Source organism: Cellulomonas sp. C5510 (assembly GCF_019797765.1).
Classification (GTDB): domain Bacteria; phylum Actinomycetota; class Actinomycetes; order Actinomycetales; family Cellulomonadaceae; genus Cellulomonas.
On record NZ_CP081862.1, the window covers coordinates 1,522,169 to 1,542,082 of the forward strand.

Sequence of the window (19,914 nt, forward strand, 5' to 3'; positions counted from 1 at the left end):
CCCTGCCGTTCGGCGTAGGTCCGCAGGTCATGAAGCGATCCCGTTCCGGAACGCCCACACCACGACCTGCACGCGGCTGCGGGCGTCCAGCTTGGCCATCACGCGAGACAGGTGCGCTTTGACCGTGCCCGCCTCCAGGTGCAGCCGCTCGGCGATCTGCTCGTTGCTCTGTCCCTGGCTGAGCGCGCGCACGATGTCGAGCTCCCGGCGGGTGAGCGAGTGGGACGCCGTGGGGACGGCCGGGATCTGCCGGCGCCGGGCGAACTCGGCGATCACCCGTGGGGTCACCGACGGTGCGACCAGGGCGTCGCCCCGCGCGGCGACCCGGACGGCGGCGGCGATGTCGTCCGGGTCCGCGCTCTTCAGCAGGAAGCCGGAGGCGCCGGCCTCGAGCGCGCCGAACACGTACTCGTCAAGGTCGAACGTCGTGATGACGATGACCGGCACCGCCTCGGGCTCCGAGGTCAGCGCTCGCGTGGCGGCGATGCCGTCGCCCCCGGGCATCCGGACGTCCATCAGCACGACGTCGGGCCGGAGCCGGTGCACCGCAGCGAGCGCATCCGGGCCCGAGCTCGCCTCATCGATCACGGTGATGTCCGGGAAGTCGTCCAGCAGCACCCGCAACCCGCGGCGCACCACCAGCTGGTCGTCCACCACCAGCACCCGGATCACGCGGCGACCTGCCGGTCCAGCGGGATGACGGCCAGGGTGCGCCACCCGCCGTCGGGGGCCGGGCCCGTCTCCAGGACGCCGCCGAGCATCGCGGCACGCTCGCGCATCCCGACCAGCCCGTAACCCCGGCGGCTCTCCGGCGCGCCGGGCGGGGCGGGGTCGGTGGCGGCCGCGTTGCGGACCTCGACCACCACCTCGCGCGGGTTCCGCTGGATGACGACGGTGACCGCCCCACCGGGGGCGTGCTTGCGCGCGTTGGTGAGCGACTCCTGGATGATCCGGAAGCAGGCGAGCGAGGTCGCAGGGGACAGGTCGTGGAGGTCACCCGTCACGGCGAGGGCGAGCTCCGGGTGCAGGTCGCGGACCGCGGCGAGGAGTGTCGGCAGGCTGGCGAGGGTCGGTGCCGGGACGCCCGCGACCGGGCTGTCCTCGCGCAGCACCCCGATCACCTCCCGCAGGTTGAGCATCGTGAGCTCGCCCTCGGACTGGATGGACTCCAGCAGCACGCCGGTGGTGCGGGGGTCCGACTCGCGTACCCGGATCGCGGCGCGGGTCTGCAGCAGGATGCCGGACAGGTGGTGCGCGGCCACGTCATGCAGCTCTCGGGCCATCCGGTTGCGCTCGGAGGCCACGGCGGCGGCGGTCTGCGCCTCGGCCGCCTCGCGCAGCGCTTCGGTCTGGGCGGCGGCCAGCTCCGCGCGCCGGCGCTGGGACCCGTAGAGCAGGCCGGCCAGGCACGGGGCCAGGTACGTGGGCACCACCCGGGTCAGCACGGCCAGGACGGCGACCGGGGTGAGCACGCCGCCGAACATCACCCCGAGCACGAGCTGCACCGTCGTGTCGATCCCCGCGGCGACGCCCGCGGTCGTGGCCCAGGTCCGGGTCCTGGTGCGGGCCGTCACGCTGAACACCGCGAACAGCAGCGTCGGCGAGACCGTGAGATTCCGGTCGATCGAGATGGCCGTCGCGGCGAGGAAGCAGGCGAACACGAGCCAGAAGCTCAGCACCGGCCGGCGCGTGCGCCAGAGCATCGGCACGGACTGGGCCGCCAGCACAGCGACGCTGCCCCACACGCTGCCGGCCGTGACGGACGGCCCCGGGCCGTGGGTGAAGAAGCTGGTGCCGACGGCGATCGTCAGCAGGAAGTACCCGACGGACGCGACTCCCAGCAGGACGGCCCAGGCGGGGTCGGGCAGGAGCAGACGCGGCGGTGCCGCGGGCTGTGCGGGCAAGACGGCTCCCAGGACGGGGTCGGACCCTTCACCGACGATCCGGTCGGCGAACGGGTGTCACGCAGCACGCTTTGGAGGAGGAGCGCGCAGCAGCAATCGTAGCCACCGCCCGGTCCTTCGTAACCGGTGCCGCCGGGTCCGGAGCATTCTCGAGGTCGAGCGACCCTCTTTCGGGCTAACGTTTACCCGCGGCGACCTGGATGAACGGGATAGGTCGAATGGCATAGGGTGTGCGACGTGGATCGACCGATGATGCGCCGGGAGCAGGCCGAGCGGACCCGGGAGCTGCTGCTCGATGCGGCGGCCGAGGAGTTCTGGTTGCACGGGCTGGGGGGCGCGCGGATCCAGGACGTGCTGGACCGCGCCGGCGTCACCAAGGGCGGGCTCTACCACCACTTCACGAGCAAGCTGGAGCTGGCGCAGGCGCTGGCGGAGGGCGAGGACGCGGAGTGGCGCGCGGCGCTCGTCGTGCCGGCGGAGCTGCGCGGGCTAGCCGCGGTCGAGGCGGTGGCGCTCGCGGTGGCCGCGCGCCTCGGCGCCGACGTGCGCGCTCGCGCGGTGCTGAGGATCTCGGAGGAGATCGGCACTCCCGAAGCCGCATCCCCGTTCGTGACCTGGCAGGACGTGGTCATCCGAGGGTTGCAGCAAGCGATCGCCGACGCGCAGGTGTCGGACGCGATCGCGATCCGCGAGGTGGCGGCGACCCTGGTCGAGGCGCTGTACGGGGCGTGCGTGACGCCGGCGCCCGCCACCCGCGACGTCGACGCAGTGACCCGCGTGGGTCGGATGTGGCGGCTGGTCGAGCCCGGACTGCGGGTCGGCACCGCCTGACGCGTCATCCCGTCGGGTCGCGCCGCGCCGCGCGACGAGAATTCATCTTGCGCGACCTCCGAGTGCGCCGAGGTGGTCGCTCGGCATAGTCGCCGATGCCGACAATGCTGCCGAACGGTACTGGTGCGGACGCGCATCGCATGCCGGACCCTTCGCGCGTTCACCCTGCGTTCATCCGCCATTCCCCTGTGATCTCACCGCGGCAGTTGTTGACCGACGAAGTGGTTTGCCAACTCGTTTCGAGCTGCTGCACGATGTGCCGCGCCGGAGCGGTGGGGCCGATCCCCGCCCGGATGTCTCCCGGCACCAGCGGCAACGAGCAGCAGAGGGCGGCGATGACGACCGAGGCCGAGCGCGACGTGACCGGCGCGGGCGGCGCACCCGGCTCGGGCGGCGCACCCGGCCCGGCGGTCCCGCGGACCCTGAGAGCCCGCCGCGGCACCTCGGACCGGGTGTTCACGATCGGTGCGCACGGCGGCGGCGTCCTGGTGCTGGCGATCATGACCCTGGTCGGCCTGTTCCTCGCGATCCGCGGCGCCGAGGCGATCGGCGCGGCGGGCCCGGACTTCCTCACCGAGCAGGACTGGGAGCCGAACTCCGGCCGGTTCGGCATCGCCGCGGTCCTGTTCGGCACGGTGAGCATCGCGCTCGTCGCGATCTCGGTGGCGGTCCCGTTGGCGATCGGCACGGCGACCTACATCGTCGAGTATGCGCCCGAAGGGCTGAAGCGGCTGCTGATCGGCGTCGTCGACCTGATGGCAGCGATCCCCAGCGTCGTCTACGGCCTCTGGGGGATGTTCTGGCTCGAGGGGAACCTGCTGCCGGTCGCGAAGTGGATCAGCACCTACCTCGGCTGGATCCCGGTCTTCGACGTACCGGCCTTCGACGCCGACGACCCGCTGGCCACCCCGACGGTCTTCACCGCCTCGGCGTTCCTCGCCGGGCTGGTCGTCGCGATGATGGTCGCCCCGATCGCCGCCTCGATCATGCGCGAGGTGTTCTCGCAGGCGCCGGTCGGCGAACGGGAGGGCGCACTCGCGCTCGGGGCCTCCCGGTGGGGGGTCATCCGGAACGTCGTCTACCCGTTCGGGCTCGGCGGCATGATCGGCGGCACCATGCTCGGCCTCGGCCGGGCGCTGGGGGAGACCATCGCCGTCTACCTCGTGATCAGCCCGGTGTTCGTCATCAACTGGCACGTGCTCTCCACCGGCACGAACTCCATCTCCTCGCTGATCGCCCTCCGCTACGGCGAGGCGTCCCAGTTCGAGCTCTCCGGCCTCATGGCGGCGGGCCTCGTGCTCTTCACGATCACCATGCTCGTCAACTTCGCCGCCGGCTTCATCATCCAGCGCTCGCGCTCCGGCGCCTCGAGCTGAAGGACCTGTCGATGACCACGACCGAGACCGCGCCCGCGGTCCTCCACGCACCGGCGGCCCCGCTGGTGCCGCGCCCCCGCACCGCGGTGCCCGGCGCCCGGCCGACCGCCGGCCCCGCCGCCCCGCAGGCCCGGCGGAACCTGTCGACCCTGCGACGCGAGGACGTGCTGCGGCTGGTGGGCGCGGCGGCCGCCGCGGTCGCCGCCACGGCGTGGCTCTGCACCCAGGTGCTGCCCGTCCGGGGCGTGCTGCCGGCGGTGCTGATCGGTTACGCGCTGTTCCTGCTGTTCACGGTCGTGCTGATCAGCTTCGACGAGGACCGGGTGACCATCGTCGACCGGGTGGTGTCGGTGGTCATCCACTCGGCGGCCGTCCTGCTGCTGCTGACGCTCGCGGTGGTGGTGGTGTTCACGCTGGGGCGGGGGTCGGACGCGTTCCGGCACGCGAACTTCTGGACGCAGGACCTGTCGATGGCCGGGCCGCTCGACCCGATGACGGTCGGGGGCATGGCGCACGCAGCGGTCGGCACGCTGTTCATGATCGCGATCGCCCTTGCCGTCGCGATCCCGCTCGGCCTGCTGTGCGCGGTGTTCCTCGCGGAGTTCCCGTCGCCGTTCGCCCGGGTGGTGCGCACGGTGACCGAGGCGATGACCGCGCTGCCGTCCATCGTGTGCGGGCTGTTCATCTACGCCACGTACATCCTGATGTTCGGCATGGACAAGTCGGCGTTCGCGGCGAGCCTGGCGATCACGATCATGATCCTGCCGATCATCATCAGGTCCTCCGACGTGGTGCTGCGGCTGGTGCCCGGCACGCTCAAGGAGGCGTCGCTGGCGACCGGGGCGAGCCAGTGGCGGACGGTCTGGCACGTGGTCCTGCCGACCAGCCGATCCGGGCTGACCACCGCGGTGGTGCTCGGCACAGCCCGCGGGATCGGCGAGACCTCGCCCGTGCTGCTGACCGCCGGGTACACGACCTTCTTCAACTGGAACCCGTTCTCGGGGCCGATGGTGTCGCTGCCCTTCGCCACGTTCACGCTGGTGAAGAGCCCGGAGCCGACGCAGATCGCCCGCGGGTTCGGCGCAGCGGCCGTGCTGATGGTGCTGGTCTTCGTGTTGTTCATGGTCGCGCGGCTCATCGGCGGGCGCGGGCCGGGCGTGCTGACGCCGCGCGGCCTCCGGCGCGCCCGGGCCGCCTCCGTGCGACTCGCGGCGCGGTTCGAGCGGCGCGAGCTCGTCGCGGCGGCCGCGACCACCGACGCACCCACGGCGGTGACCCGGTGAGCGCCCGGCGGATCGCCGGCCCCGCGTGGGGTCCCGTGCGGCTGACCGTCGCGCTGCTCGGTGTGCTGCTGATCGTCGTCGGCGGGAGCGGCGTCGCCGGAGCCTCGGTCGGGAACCCCGGCGTGCACGCCCCGATCATCGGGTCCGGCTCGACCTGGTCGGCGAACGCGCTCCAGGCGTGGATCCGCAACGTGTGGGCGAACTACCAGTGGAAGATCACCTTCTCCGAGTCCGGCTCGACCCAGGGCCGCAACGACTTCGCGAACGGCACGGCCGACTTCGGCGTCTCGGAGATCCCGTACGGCATCGCGAACTCGAACGAGGGCGACCAGCGGCCCGGACGCGGGTTCGCGTACATGCCGATCGTCGCGGGCGGCACCGCATTCATGTACAACCTGCAGATCGGCGGCAAGCGGGTCACCAACCTGCGGCTGTCCGGCGACACCGTCGCCAAGATCTTCACGGGCGTCATCACCAGCTGGGACGACCCGCAGATCAAGGCCGACAACCCGGCGCTCGCCCTGCCCGCGGTACCGATCGTGCCGGTGGTCCGGTCGGACGGGTCGGGCGCGACGGCGCAGGTGTCCATCTGGTTGCGGCAGGAGCACAGCGCCCTCTGGGACGCGTACTGCGGCAAGGTGGGTCGCCCGCTGATCGACGGCCACTGCGGCGTCACCTCGAACTACCCGGTGGTGCCCGGCTCCGGCTTCGTCGCCAAGTCCGGGTCGAACGGCGTCGCCGGCTACGTCGCCCAGGGGCACGCGGTCGGGTCGATCACCTTCGTCGAGTACTCGTACGCGCTGAACTCCGGGTACCCCGTGGCCAAGGTGCTCAACGCCTCCGGCTACTACACCGAGCCGACGGCCAGCAACGTCGCGGTCGGCCTGCTGAGTGCGCAGATCAACGAGGACACCGCGTCCCCGGACTACCTGACGCAGGACCTCTCGCAGGTCTACCGGTCGGCCGACGCACGCACCTACCCGCTCTCCAGCTACTCGTACATCATCCTGCCGACCTCCCAGGACGCCGGGTTCTCGCCGGACAAGGGGAGGACGCTCGCCGACTTCGGTGCGTACTTCCTCTGCGAGGGCCAGCAGAGCGCGGAGACCCTCGGGTACTCGCCGCTGCCGATCAACCTGGTGCAGGCCGGGCAGGCCCAGATCCAGAAGATCCCGGGTGGCGACCCCGTGATCAAGGGCATCAGCGACTGCAACAACCCGACGTTCAGCCCGGACGGCTCCAACCGGCTGGCGAACGAGGCGCCGTACCCGCCCGAGTGCGACAAGCAGGGGCCGACGCAGTGCGCCACCGGGACCGGCGGCGCAGCCGAGACCCCGACCGCGCAGACCGGCACCTCGGACCAGGCGGCGGACCAGGCGGCGGGCGGTGCCGCGGGGGGCGCGGCGGCGACCGACGACGCCGCGGTCGCCGGCGACGGGTCCCTGGGCGCCGACGCGGGGCTGCTCGACGGCTCCGCCGCACCCGCCACCGTGGCCGGCAGCCCGCAGGAGCTGCCGGGCGCCGCTCCCGGCATCCTGCCGCGGCTCGCCGTCGCCGGCGCCGGCACCGGCATGCTCGCCGCCGCCGCACTGCCCCCCCTGCTCGGGCGCCGCTCCCGCCGGAACCTCCTGCCCGCCCCGCGCCCTCCGACCCACCCCGAAGGAGCCTGAGCCCGTGCGCTCGACCACCCGCGCAGCCGCGCGCCTGACGGCGCTCGCCGTCGCGCTCGCCACCGTGGCCGGCCTCGCCGCCGTCGGCCTCCCCGCGCCCGCGCAGGCGGCGGGGGAGACCGAGTCGGCCGTGACGGTCGCCTGGGCCGGCGGCAACGACCCCGAGATCCAGCAGCACCAGCCCGACCACGCCGCGCTGACGTCGGACGGCGCCGGGAAGGACGCCGGGTCCGGGCACTGGGACGACTTCCGCGACCTGCGCGTCACCGTGAGCCAGACCCGCGGGCTGATCGACCAGGCGGTGACCGTGACCGCGTCGGGGATGGCGCCGACGGTCGTGAAGCCGCAGCAGATCACGAACTTCCTGCAGGTGTTCCAGTGCTGGGGCGATCCCGCCGCCGCGGACTTCGCGCGCACGTGCCAGTGGGGGGCGTACGACTGGGCCGAGGTGGGTGGGAACGCGTCGAAGCTCACGGGCACGTTCGGCAGCCGGGACGTCCTCGGCCGGGGCGGCGTGACGTTCCGCGCCGTCACCGGGCAGGTGCAGGAGCAGGTCTCCGTCCGCGACGGGGCCGCGGAGTACGTGAACAACGGCCTCGGGCGGTTCTTCGACCCCTCGTCGTCCAACGAGCAGCCGTTCGTCCCGGTGCGCGCTGACGGCACCGCCACCACCAGCTTCACGGTGCAGTCCGCCGCTTCCCAGCCGTACCTGGGCTGCGGGGACGGCGACTCGGCGGCCGGCAGCCGGTGCTGGCTCGTCGTCGTCCCGCGCGGGTCCCACTCGAACTCGCTCGAGGACGGCACCGCCTGCGGGTCGTCCCGCTACGGCGAGATCGTGACGAAGCAGGTCGGCACCCCGCTGGACCCGACGCAGTGCACGTCGTGGCACGACCGGGTCGTGGTGCCGCTCGACTTCGAGGACCCGTACCTGCGCTGCCCCGCCGGCTCGGCCGAGCGGCGCGTGGTCGGCAGCGAGCTGGTCACCGAGGCGATCAGCTCCTGGCAGCCCCGCCTCTGCGGCGGCGATGAAGGCGCAGCGTTCGGGCTGACCACGAACTCGGGAGACCTGACCCGCGCGCAGCTGCTGACCGGGCAGGTCGGCATGGCCGCGGTCTCGGCGCCGCTGACCCGGGAGACGATCGGCGGGACGGACCCGGCGCTCCTCGAGTCCGCCGACCCCGGGTACGCCCCGCTGGTCAACACGGCGCTGACGATCGGGTTCGTCGCCGAGAGCCCGGGAAGCGTCCTGCACCGGGATCTGCGGCTCACGCCTCGGCTGCTCGCGAAGCTGCTCACGCAGTCCTACGCCGGTGACCTCCCGCAGCTGGCGTCCTCCTCCGTCGGCGAGTCGCTCGGCAGCCGGACCGTGGTCTCGGTGCTGACCGACCCCGAGTGGGCGGCCGTCGGGAACCCGACGGACTTCGCCGGCTCCCTCGGCTGGGGCGCCTGGGTGGTGGTCGGCCCGCAGGGCGACGACGCCACCCGGCTGCTCTGGCAGTACGTGCTGGCGGACGCCGACGCCCGGGCGTTCCTGGAAGGCGAGCCAGACCCCTGGGGCATGACGGTGAACCCCTACTACCTGCCCCCGGGGCACGCGCAAGCGGTGGGCGGCGGCCTGGACCTGCTCTCCCAGCCGCTCGACACGTTCCCCAAGGCCGACCAGACCGTCTCCCCGGATGCCACCGAAGCGAAGGCGAACTACCGCGGCCTGCAGGTCGACGGGACGACGTACTCCCCGTACTCCACCTCGTTCGCCGCGAACGCCAGCCGGATCGCGCACGTGGACAGCAAGCGCGTGACGGTGTGGGACCCGCAGAAGTTCTCGGGGACGAACGTCGGCTTCTGGGTGTCGGACGGTCCGCAGAACCCGGCGGACACGGTCGCGGGACGCCTGATCCTCGGCCCGACCTCCGCCGCGTCGGCGCTGACCCACGGGATCAGCTCCGCGAGCCTGGCACTGCCCCTGCCGGGTCGGACGGCCGCGGACACCGTCGGCTCGGCGCGCGAGTTCGTGGCGCCGGACGACGCCTCGGTCGCCGCGGCGGTCGCCGTCCAGCGGGACGTCGAGGGCACCGGGGTGGCGACCCCCGACCCGGGGGCGCTGCCCGCCGGCGCCTACCCGCTCGCGACCACCGTGTACGCCGCGGTCGACCTCGCCTCGACGGACCTGGACCAGGTCGCACGCTCCGAGTATGCGCACCTCCTGGACTACGCGGCCGGCGCCGGCAACGTGCACACCGGGCAGCGTGGCGGGCTGCCCGAGGGCTACGTGCCGCTGACCGCGGATCAGGTCGCGGCGACGCGGGAGCTCGCGGAGCTGCTCCGGACGCCGGCCTCGACCGCGGGCGGTGGGACGGCCCCGCCGGTGGGCGGGGCCACGGTCACGGTGCCGACCGGATCGGCGGCGGCCCCGCAGGCGTCGCCTCCACCGGAGGGCGCCGCCGCGCCGCAGACCGGCGTGAGCCGGTCCGCGGCCCCGGTCGCGGAGCGCACGCCCCGGGTTGCGAGCCCGGTCGGCGGCGTCGTGGGCGCGAGCCTGCTGGCGGGCGCGGGCGGTCTGCTCGCCTCTCCGTTCCTCCTCCGGCGCCGGGGCACCGGATGACCTGACCCGGCGCGGGCGACGCCCGCGCCGCCACAGCACCCGACCCGGCCCGTGTTCCCCGGCCGGGACGAGGAAGCCCCCCCACCGGGCTGCGAACCGAGGTGGGGGGGGCCGGAGCCCACGAGGGGCGAAATTCAGGGGGACTTTACCTGGAAGGCACGTGTCATGCAACAGCGTACGAAGTGGCTCTCCATCACCACCCTCGGCCTCGCCGCCGTCCTCGCGTCGGGCTCGGCCGCCATGGCCGACCCGATCAACCCGGACACGGGGGCGCCGACGCTCAACCGCGCGCTGAACGGCTCGGGCTCGGACACCACCCAGGACCTGAACAACGGCCTGTCCGCGGTGGTCGAGCGCAACGGTCAGCTCATCCTGGGCTCCTGGGACGCCACCGTCCCGGCCGGTGACGACAACTTCATCCAGACCCACACGGGTGGCACGTCGATCCCGCGCCCGAACGGTTCCGGCCAGGGCGTCTCCGCGCTGAAGGCCACGGTGACCGGCTCGGTGCTGTCCAACGCGCGGGGCACCTCGAACGCGCCGCTGAGCCGGTCGGACCTCCAGTTCGCCCGCTCCTCCAGCGGCGTGCCCGCCAGCACCTCCGGCGCGTACTCGTACGTCCCGCTGGCCGTCGACGCCGTCACCTACGCGTTCGGTCCGGCCAGCTCCCTGCCGGAGCAGCTCGAGCTGTCCGAGCTCACGGCGATCTACCGCGCGGCGGAGGGTGCGTCGGTCGTCATCGACGGCACGCCCTACGTCGTCGGCAGCGGCGCGAGTGCGGCCATCCACCCGTACCTGCCGCAGTCCGGCTCCGGGACCCGGGCGTTCTTCCTGGCCCAGCTCGGCCTGACCGAGACCACCAAGGGCTCGGCCGTCAAGGACGTGTTCTCCGGCGGCTCCGTGCAGGAGCACGACGGCAGCGTGCTCGCTGCCGACCCGAAGGGCCTCGTGCCCTTCTCGGTCGCGCAGTGGATCGCGCAGGGCAACGCCGACGACCTGACCAGCTCGTACGGCGTCGAGGTGCTGGACCGCCGGAAGGGTGCCGAGCTCGGCACCGTCGGCGCCCAGGCGCCGGTCGTCGACGGGGTGCTGAACACGGCGTTCCAGATCACCCGGCCGGTGTTCACCGTGGTGGAGAACGCGGCCATCGGCACGAACACGGACCTCGCGTTCGCGTTCGTCGACAACCCGGCCACGGCCGCGACCGAGGGTGCGGTCTACACCGCGGAGAGCCCCTCGGGCGAGTCCTGGGTCATCGAGGACTTCGGCTTCGGCTCCCTGATCAACCGGGACTCCGAGGTCAACGGCGTCACGATCGCCGGCGAGACCTACCGCGCCGGCGACGCCGTGAACTTCCGCACCAACTGAGCACCACCACGCCGGCCTGACCGGCAGGGGTGCGCCCGTCCCGGTCGGGGACGGGCGCACCCCGCACCACCGCCCGGACCCCTCCGCTCCCCGAGACAGGACCCCTGCCATGCCTCGCACCTCCTTCCTGCGCCGCGCCGGCGCCCTCGTCGCGGCGGCCGTGGCCGCCGCCACGCTCACGGCGATGCCCGCCCAGGCGGCGAACGGCGTGCTCGACCCGGCCAACCGGCTGGGCGACATCACGCTGACCCCGTCGTCGGGCGCGCTCGCCACGGGTGGCGGCCCCACGGGGCTGACCACCGCCGTCGGGTGCCCCGACGGCTTCCGCAAGTCCTCGCGCGTCCTGTTCATCTGGGAGGACGGCACCCAGGCGAGCAAGTGGCCGGGCATCGTGCAGGCTGCTGCTGCGGCCGGCAACGGGCTCGACGGGCAGCCGATGGCACGCACCGGCACATCCGCCGCGCGGTGGATCACCGCCGGGTTCCCCGCGAGCGCGTTCCAGAGCGGCCTGGCCACCTACGTCGTCACCTGCGACCCGGGTGAGACCCCGGACGGCACCTACCCCGCGACGACCGACCCGGTCGGCACCGCGAAGTACTTCTCGGTCGACGTCCGGATCGACACCGAGGCCAAGACCTGGGCGGTGGACGCCGCCCCCGTCGAGAAGGTCGACACGACCACCACGCTCACCCCGACCGCCGGCAACGACGGCTCGGTCATCCTCACCGCGGCCGTGGTGCCCGCCGCCACCGGGTCGGTGTCCTTCGTGAACACGGCGACCGGCGCCCAGGTCGGTGCGGGCACCCTCGCAGACGGTTCGGCGTCCGCCACCGTGGCCGGGCTCACCGCCGGCACGGAGTACCGGTTCAAGGCCGTCTACGGCGGCGACGCGGCGCACAACGGCTCAGAGTCGAACGAGGCCGTCGTCACCACGGTGGCCGAGCCGCAGCCGCCGCAGCAGACCGACATCACCGTCACGATCCCCGCGTCCGCGACGGGGCTCAAGTTCACGGTGACCCCGGGCGCGGTGGCGCTGAGCCAGGCGACCCTGGACGGCACCTCCTACGTGGCCAGCGGCACGCTCGGTGCCGTCACCGTGTCGGACAGCCGCACCACCCGCACCCCGTGGACGCTCAACGGCAGGGCCGGTGCGTTCGTGAACAAGGCCGACGCCACGAAGACGTTCGCGGCGTCGGCGCTCGGCTGGACCCCCGCGCTGGTCGGCACCGGCAACGCCGGCACCGCCGGTGCGGCGGTCGCCCCCGGCGCGAACGGCGGCCTGTCGACCGACAAGGCGCTGGCCCAGGCGACCGCGGGCGTGACCGGGGACGAGACCCGCGTCGAGGCCGGCATCGCGCTGAAGGCGCCGTCCGACGTCGCCGCGGGCGAGTACACGGCGACCCTCACGCTGACGCTCATCTGAGCGGAGGCCCGATCGCCACGCCGCGTCCCGGCGGCCCGCCCGGTCCACCTCGGACCGGGCGGGCCGCACGGCCGCGCCCGTCCCGCACCCCTGTCCCGTCCGTGACCGAGAGGCGTCCATGACCGCCCCCACCCGCGCCGCCCTCGCGCTGGCGCTGCTCGCGACGCTCGTCGCGGGACCCGCCCCCGCCGCACAGGCCCGCGTGCCCGCCGCCGAGGGCGACGTGACCTGGAGCGTCCAGCCCTCCACCCCGGCCGGCCCCGACGGCCGCACCGAGCTGACCTACCAGGTCGCCCCGGGCACGACCGTGACCGACTGGGTCGCCGTGTCGAACTACTCGGCCACCCCGGCGACGTTCCGGGTGTACGCCGCGGACGCCACCACCGACTACGAGACCGGCGCGTTCACGCTGGTCGGCGCGGACCAGGCGTCCACCGACCTCGGCGCCTGGACCGCCGTCGACTCGGCCGCGTCGGTCTGCCCGGTGACCGAGGACCCGGCTGCCGAGGCCGCTTGCGTCGCGGGGCTGGGCGTCGAGGTCACGGTCGGGGCGGGGGAGCGGGTGGACCTGCCCGTCGCGATCACCGTGCCGCACGACGCGACCCCGGGCGACCACGCCGCGGGGGTCGTCGCGTCGTACACGTCGACCGGCACCGACGCCGCCGGCTCCGCGGTCCAGGTCGCCCAGCGCGTCGGCACCCGGCTGCACCTGCGGGTGGACGGGCCGCTGACCAGTGTGCTGACCGTCTCCGGCGCCGTCGCGGGGTACTCCGGGGCGGCGTGGCCGTTCGGCGGCACGGCGGCCCAGGTCGCGTTCGACCTGACCAACGCCGGGAACACGCTGATGTCGGCCGAGCCGGTCGTGCGGCTCACGGGCCCTTTCGGGACCGACCTCGGCACGGTGACGCTCGACCCGGTCGCCGACCTGGTGCCCGGGGGCACCGCGCACGTGGTGGCTGAGCTTCCCGGCGTCCCGCCTGCGCTGCTGCTGTCCGGCGCGATCACCGTCACCCCGTCCGGCCCCGAGGACCCGGCGACACCCGCGGGCGAGGTCGTCACCGCCTCCGTGCGCGCCTGGGCGGTGCCGTGGGCGGCGCTCGGCCTCCTGGTCCTCGTCGCCGGCGGCGTGACGGCGACCGTGCTGCTGCGCCGCCGGTCCCGCCGGCTGCTGGGCGAGGACCTCGCCGCCTACGCCGACCAGGTGCGGGCCGAGGCGCTCGCCGGCCGACCCGACCACCACGACCACGAGAGCGAGAGCGCCCGATGACCCGCACCCCTCCCACGCGCACCCGGCGCGCCGCCGGCACCCTGTTGGCGGTCGTCCTGGCGGGCGTCGCCTGGTCGAGCCTCGCCGCGGGCACCGCGCACGCGGCCGACCCGGCCGGCCCGGACCTCACGGTGACGATCCCGGGTCCCGCGTCCACGCCTCCGGCACAGCCCGGCCCGTCGACCCGACCCCCCGGGGGGACACCGCCGGTCACCGGGCCCGGGACCACTCCGCCGGCGGCCACGAAGCCGGGCGCGGGCACCCGTGGCGGCACGACGACCGTCGAGACCGACGCTCCGCCGGCGGACGCCGCCCCGTGCGTGCCGACGGAGCCCGCGGTCCCGACGACGCCGGAGTCCGCGGGCGAGCCGGTGGCGACCGACCGGACGGTGTACCTGCCGGGCCAGCAGATGACGGTCACCGCGGCCGGGTTCCCGGCGGGGGAGCGGGTGCAGCTGGTGCTGTTCGCCGACCCGGCCGTCGTCGGCACGTTCACCGCGGACGCGGCGGGGTCGGTCGAGGCCGTCGTTCCGGTCGCGGAGCAGACCGCCGCGGGACGGCTGGCGGTCCAGCTGAGGGGGTGGTGCACCGGGATCGCGCTGGGTGACGTCCTGATCGGGTCCGCCACCGCGGACGACGCCGGCACGCAGGGAGTGCCGGCGTGGGCCTGGTGGGCGGGCGGCGGGGTGGGCCTGACCGGGGCCGGTGTCGGCGGCTGGTGGCTGCTGCGGGCGATGCGTGCGCCGGTGGCGGCGATGGCGCCGGTGCTCTCGTGACCGCGGGCACCGCGGTGGAGTCGGAGCAGGACGCGCCCGCGCCTCCTGCCCGGCGCGAGCCGCGGCAGCGCCGGGGGCAGCGGCGGGCCGGGCGGCAGGTGCAGGCACCCGGGCGGAAGCGGATCGACCGCGGGAACGCGGTGCCGCGCCACGGCCGGTCCGGTGGCGGCGCACCCGCGGTCCCCGGCCGGTCGCGGCTGCCCGCCCCGGCCCCGCGTCCACTCGCGCCACGGGACGGGCGGTGGTGGACCGGCGCGGCCCTGCTGACGGTGTCGGTGCTGCTGCTCGCGTTCGTCGCGCACGTCGCCGTGCTCTCCGGGTTCCAGCACAAGCGCGCGCAGACGCTGTCCTACGGCGAGCTGCGCGACTCGCTGGCCCGGGCCGAGACGCCCGTCGGGCCGCTGGACGTCGACGAGGAACTGGTCGCGGCCGGCACGCCCGTCGCGCTGCTGGAGATCCCCGCCGTCGGGCTGTCCGAGGTCGTCACCGAGGGCACGACGGCCGAGGTGCTGCGGTCCGGGCCGGGCCACCGCCGGGACACCGCGATGCCGGGGCAGCCCGGCACGACGGTGCTGGTCGGGCGGCAGACGACCTACGGCGGCCCGTTCGGCGCGCTGAGCGAGCTGGCACCCGGCGACGACATCACGGTCACCACCGGGCAGGGCACGCACACCTATCGGGTGCTCGGGCTGCGTCGGGCCGGTGACCCCGAACCCGCCGCGGTGCGCCGCGGGGAGGGTCGGCTCGAGCTGCAGACCGCGGACGGGCTCGCGCTGTTCCCGTCGGGCGTGCTGCACGTCGACGCCGCGCTGGTGTCCGAGGTGCAGGAGGCCCCTCGCCAGGTGATCGCGTACGAGGCCCTGCCCGCCGCCGAGCGCGCGATGGGGCAGGACGCGGGGGCGTGGTGGACCGCGTTCTTCGTCCTCGTCTTCCTGGTGGCCGCCGGTGTGGGCCTGTGGTGGCTCTGGAACACCTGGGGCCGCTGGCACTCCTGGCTGGTCGGCGTGCCCGTCCTGCTGGCCCTCGGCGTCGCGGGCGCCGACGTCGTGATGAACGCCCTGCCCAACGTCCTGTGACCGTCCGAGACCCGAGGACCCGATGATGACCACGACCTCCCGCGTGCACGTCACGCCGCCCGACCAGAACGTCACGACTGTGCTGCCCGCCGTCGGCACCGAGGCGCCGGACGTCCCGGCGCCGCTCCCGGCGCCCGCCCGTGCCACCGAGCGCGAGGCCGATGCCGAGATCGCCGACACGCGCCCCGCGCACGCCGCCCCGGCGCCACCCGCGCTCGGCGTGCCCGCGCCCAGCGTCCCGGTGCAGCCGCTGTCCTCGATCGACGCGCGCGAGATCTCCGCGTGGTTCGGCAGCCACCAGGTGCTCGAGCGCGTCTCGCTGTCGATGCCCGCAGGCCAGGTCACCGCGCTGATCGGCCCGTCCGGCTGCGGCAAGTCGACGTTCCTGCGGATCCTCAACCGGATGCACGAGCTCGTCCCGTCCGCGGCGCTCGCGGGCGAGGTGCTGCTGGACGGCGTCGACATCTACGACCGGCGCCGCAAGCTGCAGGACGCGCGCAAGGACATCGGCATGGTGTTCCAGAAGCCGAACCCGTTCCCGGCCATGAGCATCTACGACAACGTCGTGGCCGGGCTCAAGCTCACCGGGACCAAGGCGTCCCGGGACACCAAGGACGAGCTGGTCGAGCGCTCCCTCACCTCCGCGGGCCTGTGGCGCGAGGTCAAGGACCGGCTCAAGCAGCCCGGCGGCGGCCTGTCCGGTGGACAGCAGCAGCGGCTGTGCATCGCCCGGTCGCTGGCGATCAGGCCCAAGGTGCTGCTGATGGACGAGCCGTGTTCTGCCCTTGACCCGACCTCGACCCGGGTCATCGAGGAGACGATGACCGAGCTGCGCCAGGAAGTCACGATCGTCATCGTCACCCACAACATGCAGCAGGCGCAGCGTGTCTCCCAGCAGTGCGCGTTCTTCCTGGCCGCGCAGGGCACACCCGGTGCGATCGTCGAGCACGGCGACACCGACGCGATGTTCGCCGACCCGCAGGACCCCCGCACGTACGACTACGTGAACGGGCGGTTCGGGTGACCGGTACGGCCGACGCGACTCTCGGCGGCCGGTTCGTCATCGGCGACCTGCTCGGCGTCGGCGGATCGGCTTCGGTCTACGAGGCGGAGGACCTGCAACGCAGCGACGACGACGGCGCGCCGGTCCGGGTCGCCGTCAAGGTGCTGCACCCGCACCTGGGTGCGGACGCCTGGACTCGCGACGCGTTCCTCGCCGAGGCGCGCGCTGTTCAGGGGCTTCGGCACCCGAACGTCGCGGCGGTGCACGGCTCAGGTCTGCACGAGGCCGGCGGCGTGACGATGGCCTGGATCGCGCTGGACCTGGTTCCCGGCGGCAGCGTCGGCGACCGGGTCGCTGCGGAGGGGCCGATGACGCCGCTCGCCGCGGGTGCGGTGCTGGACGGCGTTCTCGCGGCGCTCGAGGCCGCGCACGCCCGTGGGCTGGTGCACCGGGACGTGAGCCCCGGCAACGTGCTGCTCGCGCGGGGGACCGGGTCGATTCGGGCAGCCGACGTCCGGCTGGTCGACTTCGGGCTCGCCGACGCTGCCGGGCGCACGGCCGCGGGCAGCGACGTGCTGCGCGCCCCGGTGCGTGATGGGTCGGCGTCCGTGGTGGGGAACCTGCACTTCCTGTCGCCCGAGCAGGCGCAGGCACTGCCGGTCGGCCCCGCCGGCGACGTCTACCAGGTGGGTGCCCTGGCGCACCTGCTGCTGACCGGGCAGCCGCCATTCCCGCGTGCGACCGCCGTGCAGGTGCTGCAGGCGCACGTCACCGCTCCGCCGCCGGTTCCGTCGGCCCTGGTGCCGGCCGCGCGGCCGCTCGACCGGGTGGTGACCCGGGCTCTGGCCAAGACCCCCCTGCGCCGGTACCGAGACGCGGCGGAGATGCGGTCGGCCCTGGCCGCGGTCCTGGTGGGCCTCACGCAGCCGGACCCGCCCGCTTGGACGACTGCTGACGCCACTCCGGAGGTCTCCCGCACCCGGGCGCTGCCCGCCGCCGGCGACCTCGCGTACCTGGCCGCCGCCGATGGGCCCGAGCCGCGAGGGCCGCACTCCGCGGCCGCACGGGTGCCGACCGGCGGGGTGCTCGCGTGCGTCGCGGTCGCGCTGGTGGTCGGCCTCGCGACCTGGGGCGTGCTGGGCGGGGACGCCGCCCCGCAAGTCGCCGTGCCGCCGGCGGCGTCCCCGTCGGCGTCGGCTGCGGCGACGTCGGCTCCGAGCACCGCACCGGTCGCCGTCCCGCCGCCTGCGGACGCGACCTCGCCACCCGCCGTCGCCGAGGCGCCGTCCGCCGTCGCGGTCCCGGTGCTGGTCGGGTCGCTCGCTGACGCCCAGGCGACTCTGCTGCTCGCGGGTCTGGTGCTCGGCGGGGTGCAGGACGAGGACTCGCCGCTCGCGGCCGACGTCGTGCTGGGTCAGGTGCCGGCCGCGGGCAGCCCCGTCGCGCCGGGCACTGCCGTGGACGTGGTGGTCGCGTCCGGGGCGAATGAGGTCCCCGCGGTGGCGGGCCTCACCGTCGCCTCGGCGACCGCCACGCTCGAGGTGGCCGGCTTCGTCGTGCAGGGTGACCCCGCGGCGACGTCGGGTGCCCGCGTCACCGGGACTCTGCCGGGCGCAGGTGCGGTCCTGCGTGTGGGGTCGGCGATCACGGTCGTGCGAGAGGAACCCGCGCCCACCGCGGCGCCGACCGAGCAACCGTCTGCGGGGTCGGGCGCATGACCGCCCCGACGACACCTGACGTGTGGCGGCCGGGGTGGACGCGGCGCGTGCTGCTCACCGTGGGCCTCGTGCTGCCCCTGGCCGGCGCCACGATCGCGCTGGAGCTCGCCCCGCCGCCCGCCCCGGTCGCGCTCCTGTCGGGAGACGCTCCTGTGATGGCCGCGCTGCCCGGGGCGACGCGCGACGACGCGGCACCGGGCACAGCTGCGGTGTACCACGTCGATGTCTTGTGGGCCGAGCGCATCGCCGCCCGCACGGGCATCCCGGTGCGTGCCGTGCTCGCGTACGGCGCGGCGGATCTGGCCGTCGACGCCGAGCAGCCTGGCTGCGGGCTGGGCTGGAACACGCTCGCGGCCATCGGCAGTATCGAGTCCGGGCACGGGTCGCATGGCGGCGCCGTGTTGGGCGACGACGGCCGCTCGGTCCCGGAGATCCGCGGCGTCCCGCTGGACGGTGACGGGGTCGCGGCGATCCCGGATACTGATGACGGCACCTGGGACGGGGATGTCGTGTGGGACCGGGCGGTGGGTCCGATGCAGTTCATCCCGACCACCTGGGCACGGTGGGGCGCGGACGCTGACGGCGACGGGATCTCTGATCCTGATGTGCTCGACGACGCGGCGTTGGCTGCGGCGCGGTACCTGTGTGCGGACGCCACCATGACGACGAGCGAGGGGTGGCGCGCTGCGGTCCTGACGTACAACCGCTCCGATGAGTACGCCGACTCGGTGGCTCGCATCGCCACCGAGTACGCCCGGCGGGCCGGTGCGCCGTGACGGAGTGGCGTACGAAGAGCCTGCGAGATCGGGTGATCGGATTCGTCAGGGAGTACGTGGTGGCGTCCGACCCGTACGACGCACTGACCAGCCTTGACCTGCGCGAGCGCGGCGTCGGGTACCCGGCGGCCGTGCCGGCCGTCGAGGGATCGGGTCGTCCGGGCCGACGCCGGCGCCAGCCAGGACCATGGACGAACGAGCCACCGCACGCACGCACGCACGAGTACGACGACCGCCACTGCTGACCTGCCGACGGGGTCGGCGAAGGAGTCGTCGCCCACGGACGTCCGCCGCACGGACGTCCGACACCCGACCTGCGGGCGCGCGGTCGACACCGGCCGGGCCCACGGGACCGGGCCGGGGCCTCACCGTCAGGCGTGGGTTCGGGACCCGGTCCCACGCCAGGCACCGAGCTCGCGGGGGTTGCGCACGACCCGCACGCGGTCGACCCGGCCGGCCCGGTGGCCGAGGCTGAGGACCGCGAGGACGTCACCGCCGCCGCTGGCCACGAGCCCGGGCTCACCTACGCCGTCCCGCACCGCGTCCGCGACCGCGCCGGGTTCCGGGTCGGCGAGCCGCCGGCGCACGGCGAGCTCGGCGTCGCCGGACCACGCGGGCACCGCGGCGAGCCGGCGCACGACGTCCACAGCGGACGCCGCACCGGACACCAGGTGCTGCCTGGTCAGGGGGCACTCCAGCGCCTGCGCGTACGTGATCGTCATGCGCAGCACCGTAGGCGCAGGGTCCGACACCGCGAGGACGGTGAGGGCACAGCGCGGCGGACGCGGGAACGCGACGACTCAGGCCCCGAAACCGTCGGACCCGCCACCCCCTGCCTCGC

Annotated in this window: 16 protein-coding genes; 13 read left to right on the top strand and 3 right to left on the bottom strand. The window is 74.5% G+C overall.

What is annotated here, in order from left to right:
• Positions 1-27: 27 nt before the first annotated feature.
• Together K5O09_RS06945 and K5O09_RS06950 are read right to left on the bottom strand one after the other, a co-directional pair.
• Entirely contained in the window at positions 28-672 is a 645-nt protein-coding gene (locus K5O09_RS06945) for a response regulator transcription factor (protein ID WP_222172038.1), read from the bottom strand.
• The gene (locus K5O09_RS06950; protein WP_222172039.1) at positions 669-1,904 is read right to left on the bottom strand and encodes a sensor histidine kinase; all 1,236 of its coding nucleotides are present in this window, start codon (positions 1,902-1,904) and stop codon (positions 669-671) included. The genes K5O09_RS06945 and K5O09_RS06950 overlap by 4 nt, the downstream gene beginning before the upstream one ends.
• 237 nt (positions 1,905-2,141) lie before the next feature.
• Here K5O09_RS06950 and K5O09_RS06955 point away from each other — a divergent pair, with 237 nt between their 5' ends.
• From K5O09_RS06955 to K5O09_RS07015, 13 genes are all read left to right on the top strand, one after another.
• Complete coding sequence (locus tag K5O09_RS06955) at positions 2,142-2,735, top strand: TetR/AcrR family transcriptional regulator (RefSeq protein WP_222172040.1); 594 nt, start codon at positions 2,142-2,144, stop codon at positions 2,733-2,735.
• Between the two features lie 293 nt (positions 2,736-3,028).
• Positions 3,029-4,111, top strand: a complete 1,083-nt coding sequence (gene pstC, locus K5O09_RS06960; protein WP_255596182.1) for a phosphate ABC transporter permease subunit PstC — start codon at positions 3,029-3,031, stop codon at positions 4,109-4,111.
• Positions 4,112-4,122: 11 nt separating this feature from the next.
• Complete coding sequence (gene pstA, locus K5O09_RS06965) at positions 4,123-5,394, top strand: phosphate ABC transporter permease PstA (protein WP_222172041.1); 1,272 nt, start codon at positions 4,123-4,125, stop codon at positions 5,392-5,394.
• A complete protein-coding gene (locus K5O09_RS06970; RefSeq protein WP_255596183.1) occupies positions 5,391-7,064 on the top strand; it encodes a phosphate ABC transporter substrate-binding protein PstS in 1,674 nt (557 codons plus the stop codon). The genes pstA and K5O09_RS06970 overlap by 4 nt, the downstream gene beginning before the upstream one ends.
• Positions 7,065-7,068: 4 nt before the next feature.
• Positions 7,069-9,666, top strand: coding sequence for a hypothetical protein (locus tag K5O09_RS06975; protein WP_222172042.1), 2,598 nt, complete (start codon positions 7,069-7,071; stop codon positions 9,664-9,666).
• 165 nt (positions 9,667-9,831) lie between these two features.
• Entirely contained in the window at positions 9,832-11,034 is a 1,203-nt protein-coding gene (locus K5O09_RS06980; protein ID WP_222172043.1) for a substrate-binding domain-containing protein, read from the top strand.
• A 109-nt stretch (positions 11,035-11,143) separates the two neighbouring features.
• The gene (locus K5O09_RS06985) at positions 11,144-12,457 is read left to right on the top strand and encodes an Ig-like domain-containing protein (protein ID WP_222172044.1); all 1,314 of its coding nucleotides are present in this window, start codon (positions 11,144-11,146) and stop codon (positions 12,455-12,457) included.
• A 118-nt stretch (positions 12,458-12,575) separates the two neighbouring features.
• Entirely contained in the window at positions 12,576-13,724 is a 1,149-nt protein-coding gene (locus tag K5O09_RS06990; RefSeq protein ID WP_222172045.1) for a DUF916 domain-containing protein, read from the top strand.
• On the top strand, positions 13,721-14,500 hold the full coding sequence (locus tag K5O09_RS06995; RefSeq protein WP_222172046.1) for a hypothetical protein: 780 nt from the start codon (positions 13,721-13,723) through the stop codon (positions 14,498-14,500). Before K5O09_RS06990 ends, K5O09_RS06995 begins: the two co-directional genes overlap by 4 nt.
• Complete coding sequence (locus K5O09_RS07000; RefSeq protein WP_222172047.1) at positions 14,497-15,576, top strand: sortase; 1,080 nt, start codon at positions 14,497-14,499, stop codon at positions 15,574-15,576. Before K5O09_RS06995 ends, K5O09_RS07000 begins: the two co-directional genes overlap by 4 nt.
• A 241-nt stretch (positions 15,577-15,817) precedes the next feature.
• Complete coding sequence (gene pstB / locus K5O09_RS07005; protein WP_370635573.1) at positions 15,818-16,600, top strand: phosphate ABC transporter ATP-binding protein PstB; 783 nt, start codon at positions 15,818-15,820, stop codon at positions 16,598-16,600.
• A complete protein-coding gene (locus tag K5O09_RS07010) occupies positions 16,597-18,297 on the top strand; it encodes a PASTA domain-containing protein (RefSeq protein WP_222172048.1) in 1,701 nt (566 codons plus the stop codon). The genes pstB and K5O09_RS07010 overlap by 4 nt, the downstream gene beginning before the upstream one ends.
• The gene (locus K5O09_RS07015) at positions 18,294-19,073 is read left to right on the top strand and encodes a lytic murein transglycosylase (protein ID WP_222172049.1); all 780 of its coding nucleotides are present in this window, start codon (positions 18,294-18,296) and stop codon (positions 19,071-19,073) included. The genes K5O09_RS07010 and K5O09_RS07015 overlap by 4 nt, the downstream gene beginning before the upstream one ends.
• A 371-nt stretch (positions 19,074-19,444) precedes the next feature.
• Here K5O09_RS07015 and K5O09_RS07020 read toward each other — a convergent pair whose 3' ends face one another.
• Positions 19,445-19,795: a hypothetical protein gene (locus K5O09_RS07020; protein WP_222172050.1), complete on the bottom strand. Its 351-nt coding sequence runs from the start codon at positions 19,793-19,795 to the stop codon at positions 19,445-19,447.
• Between the last annotated feature and the right edge of the window lie 119 nt (positions 19,796-19,914).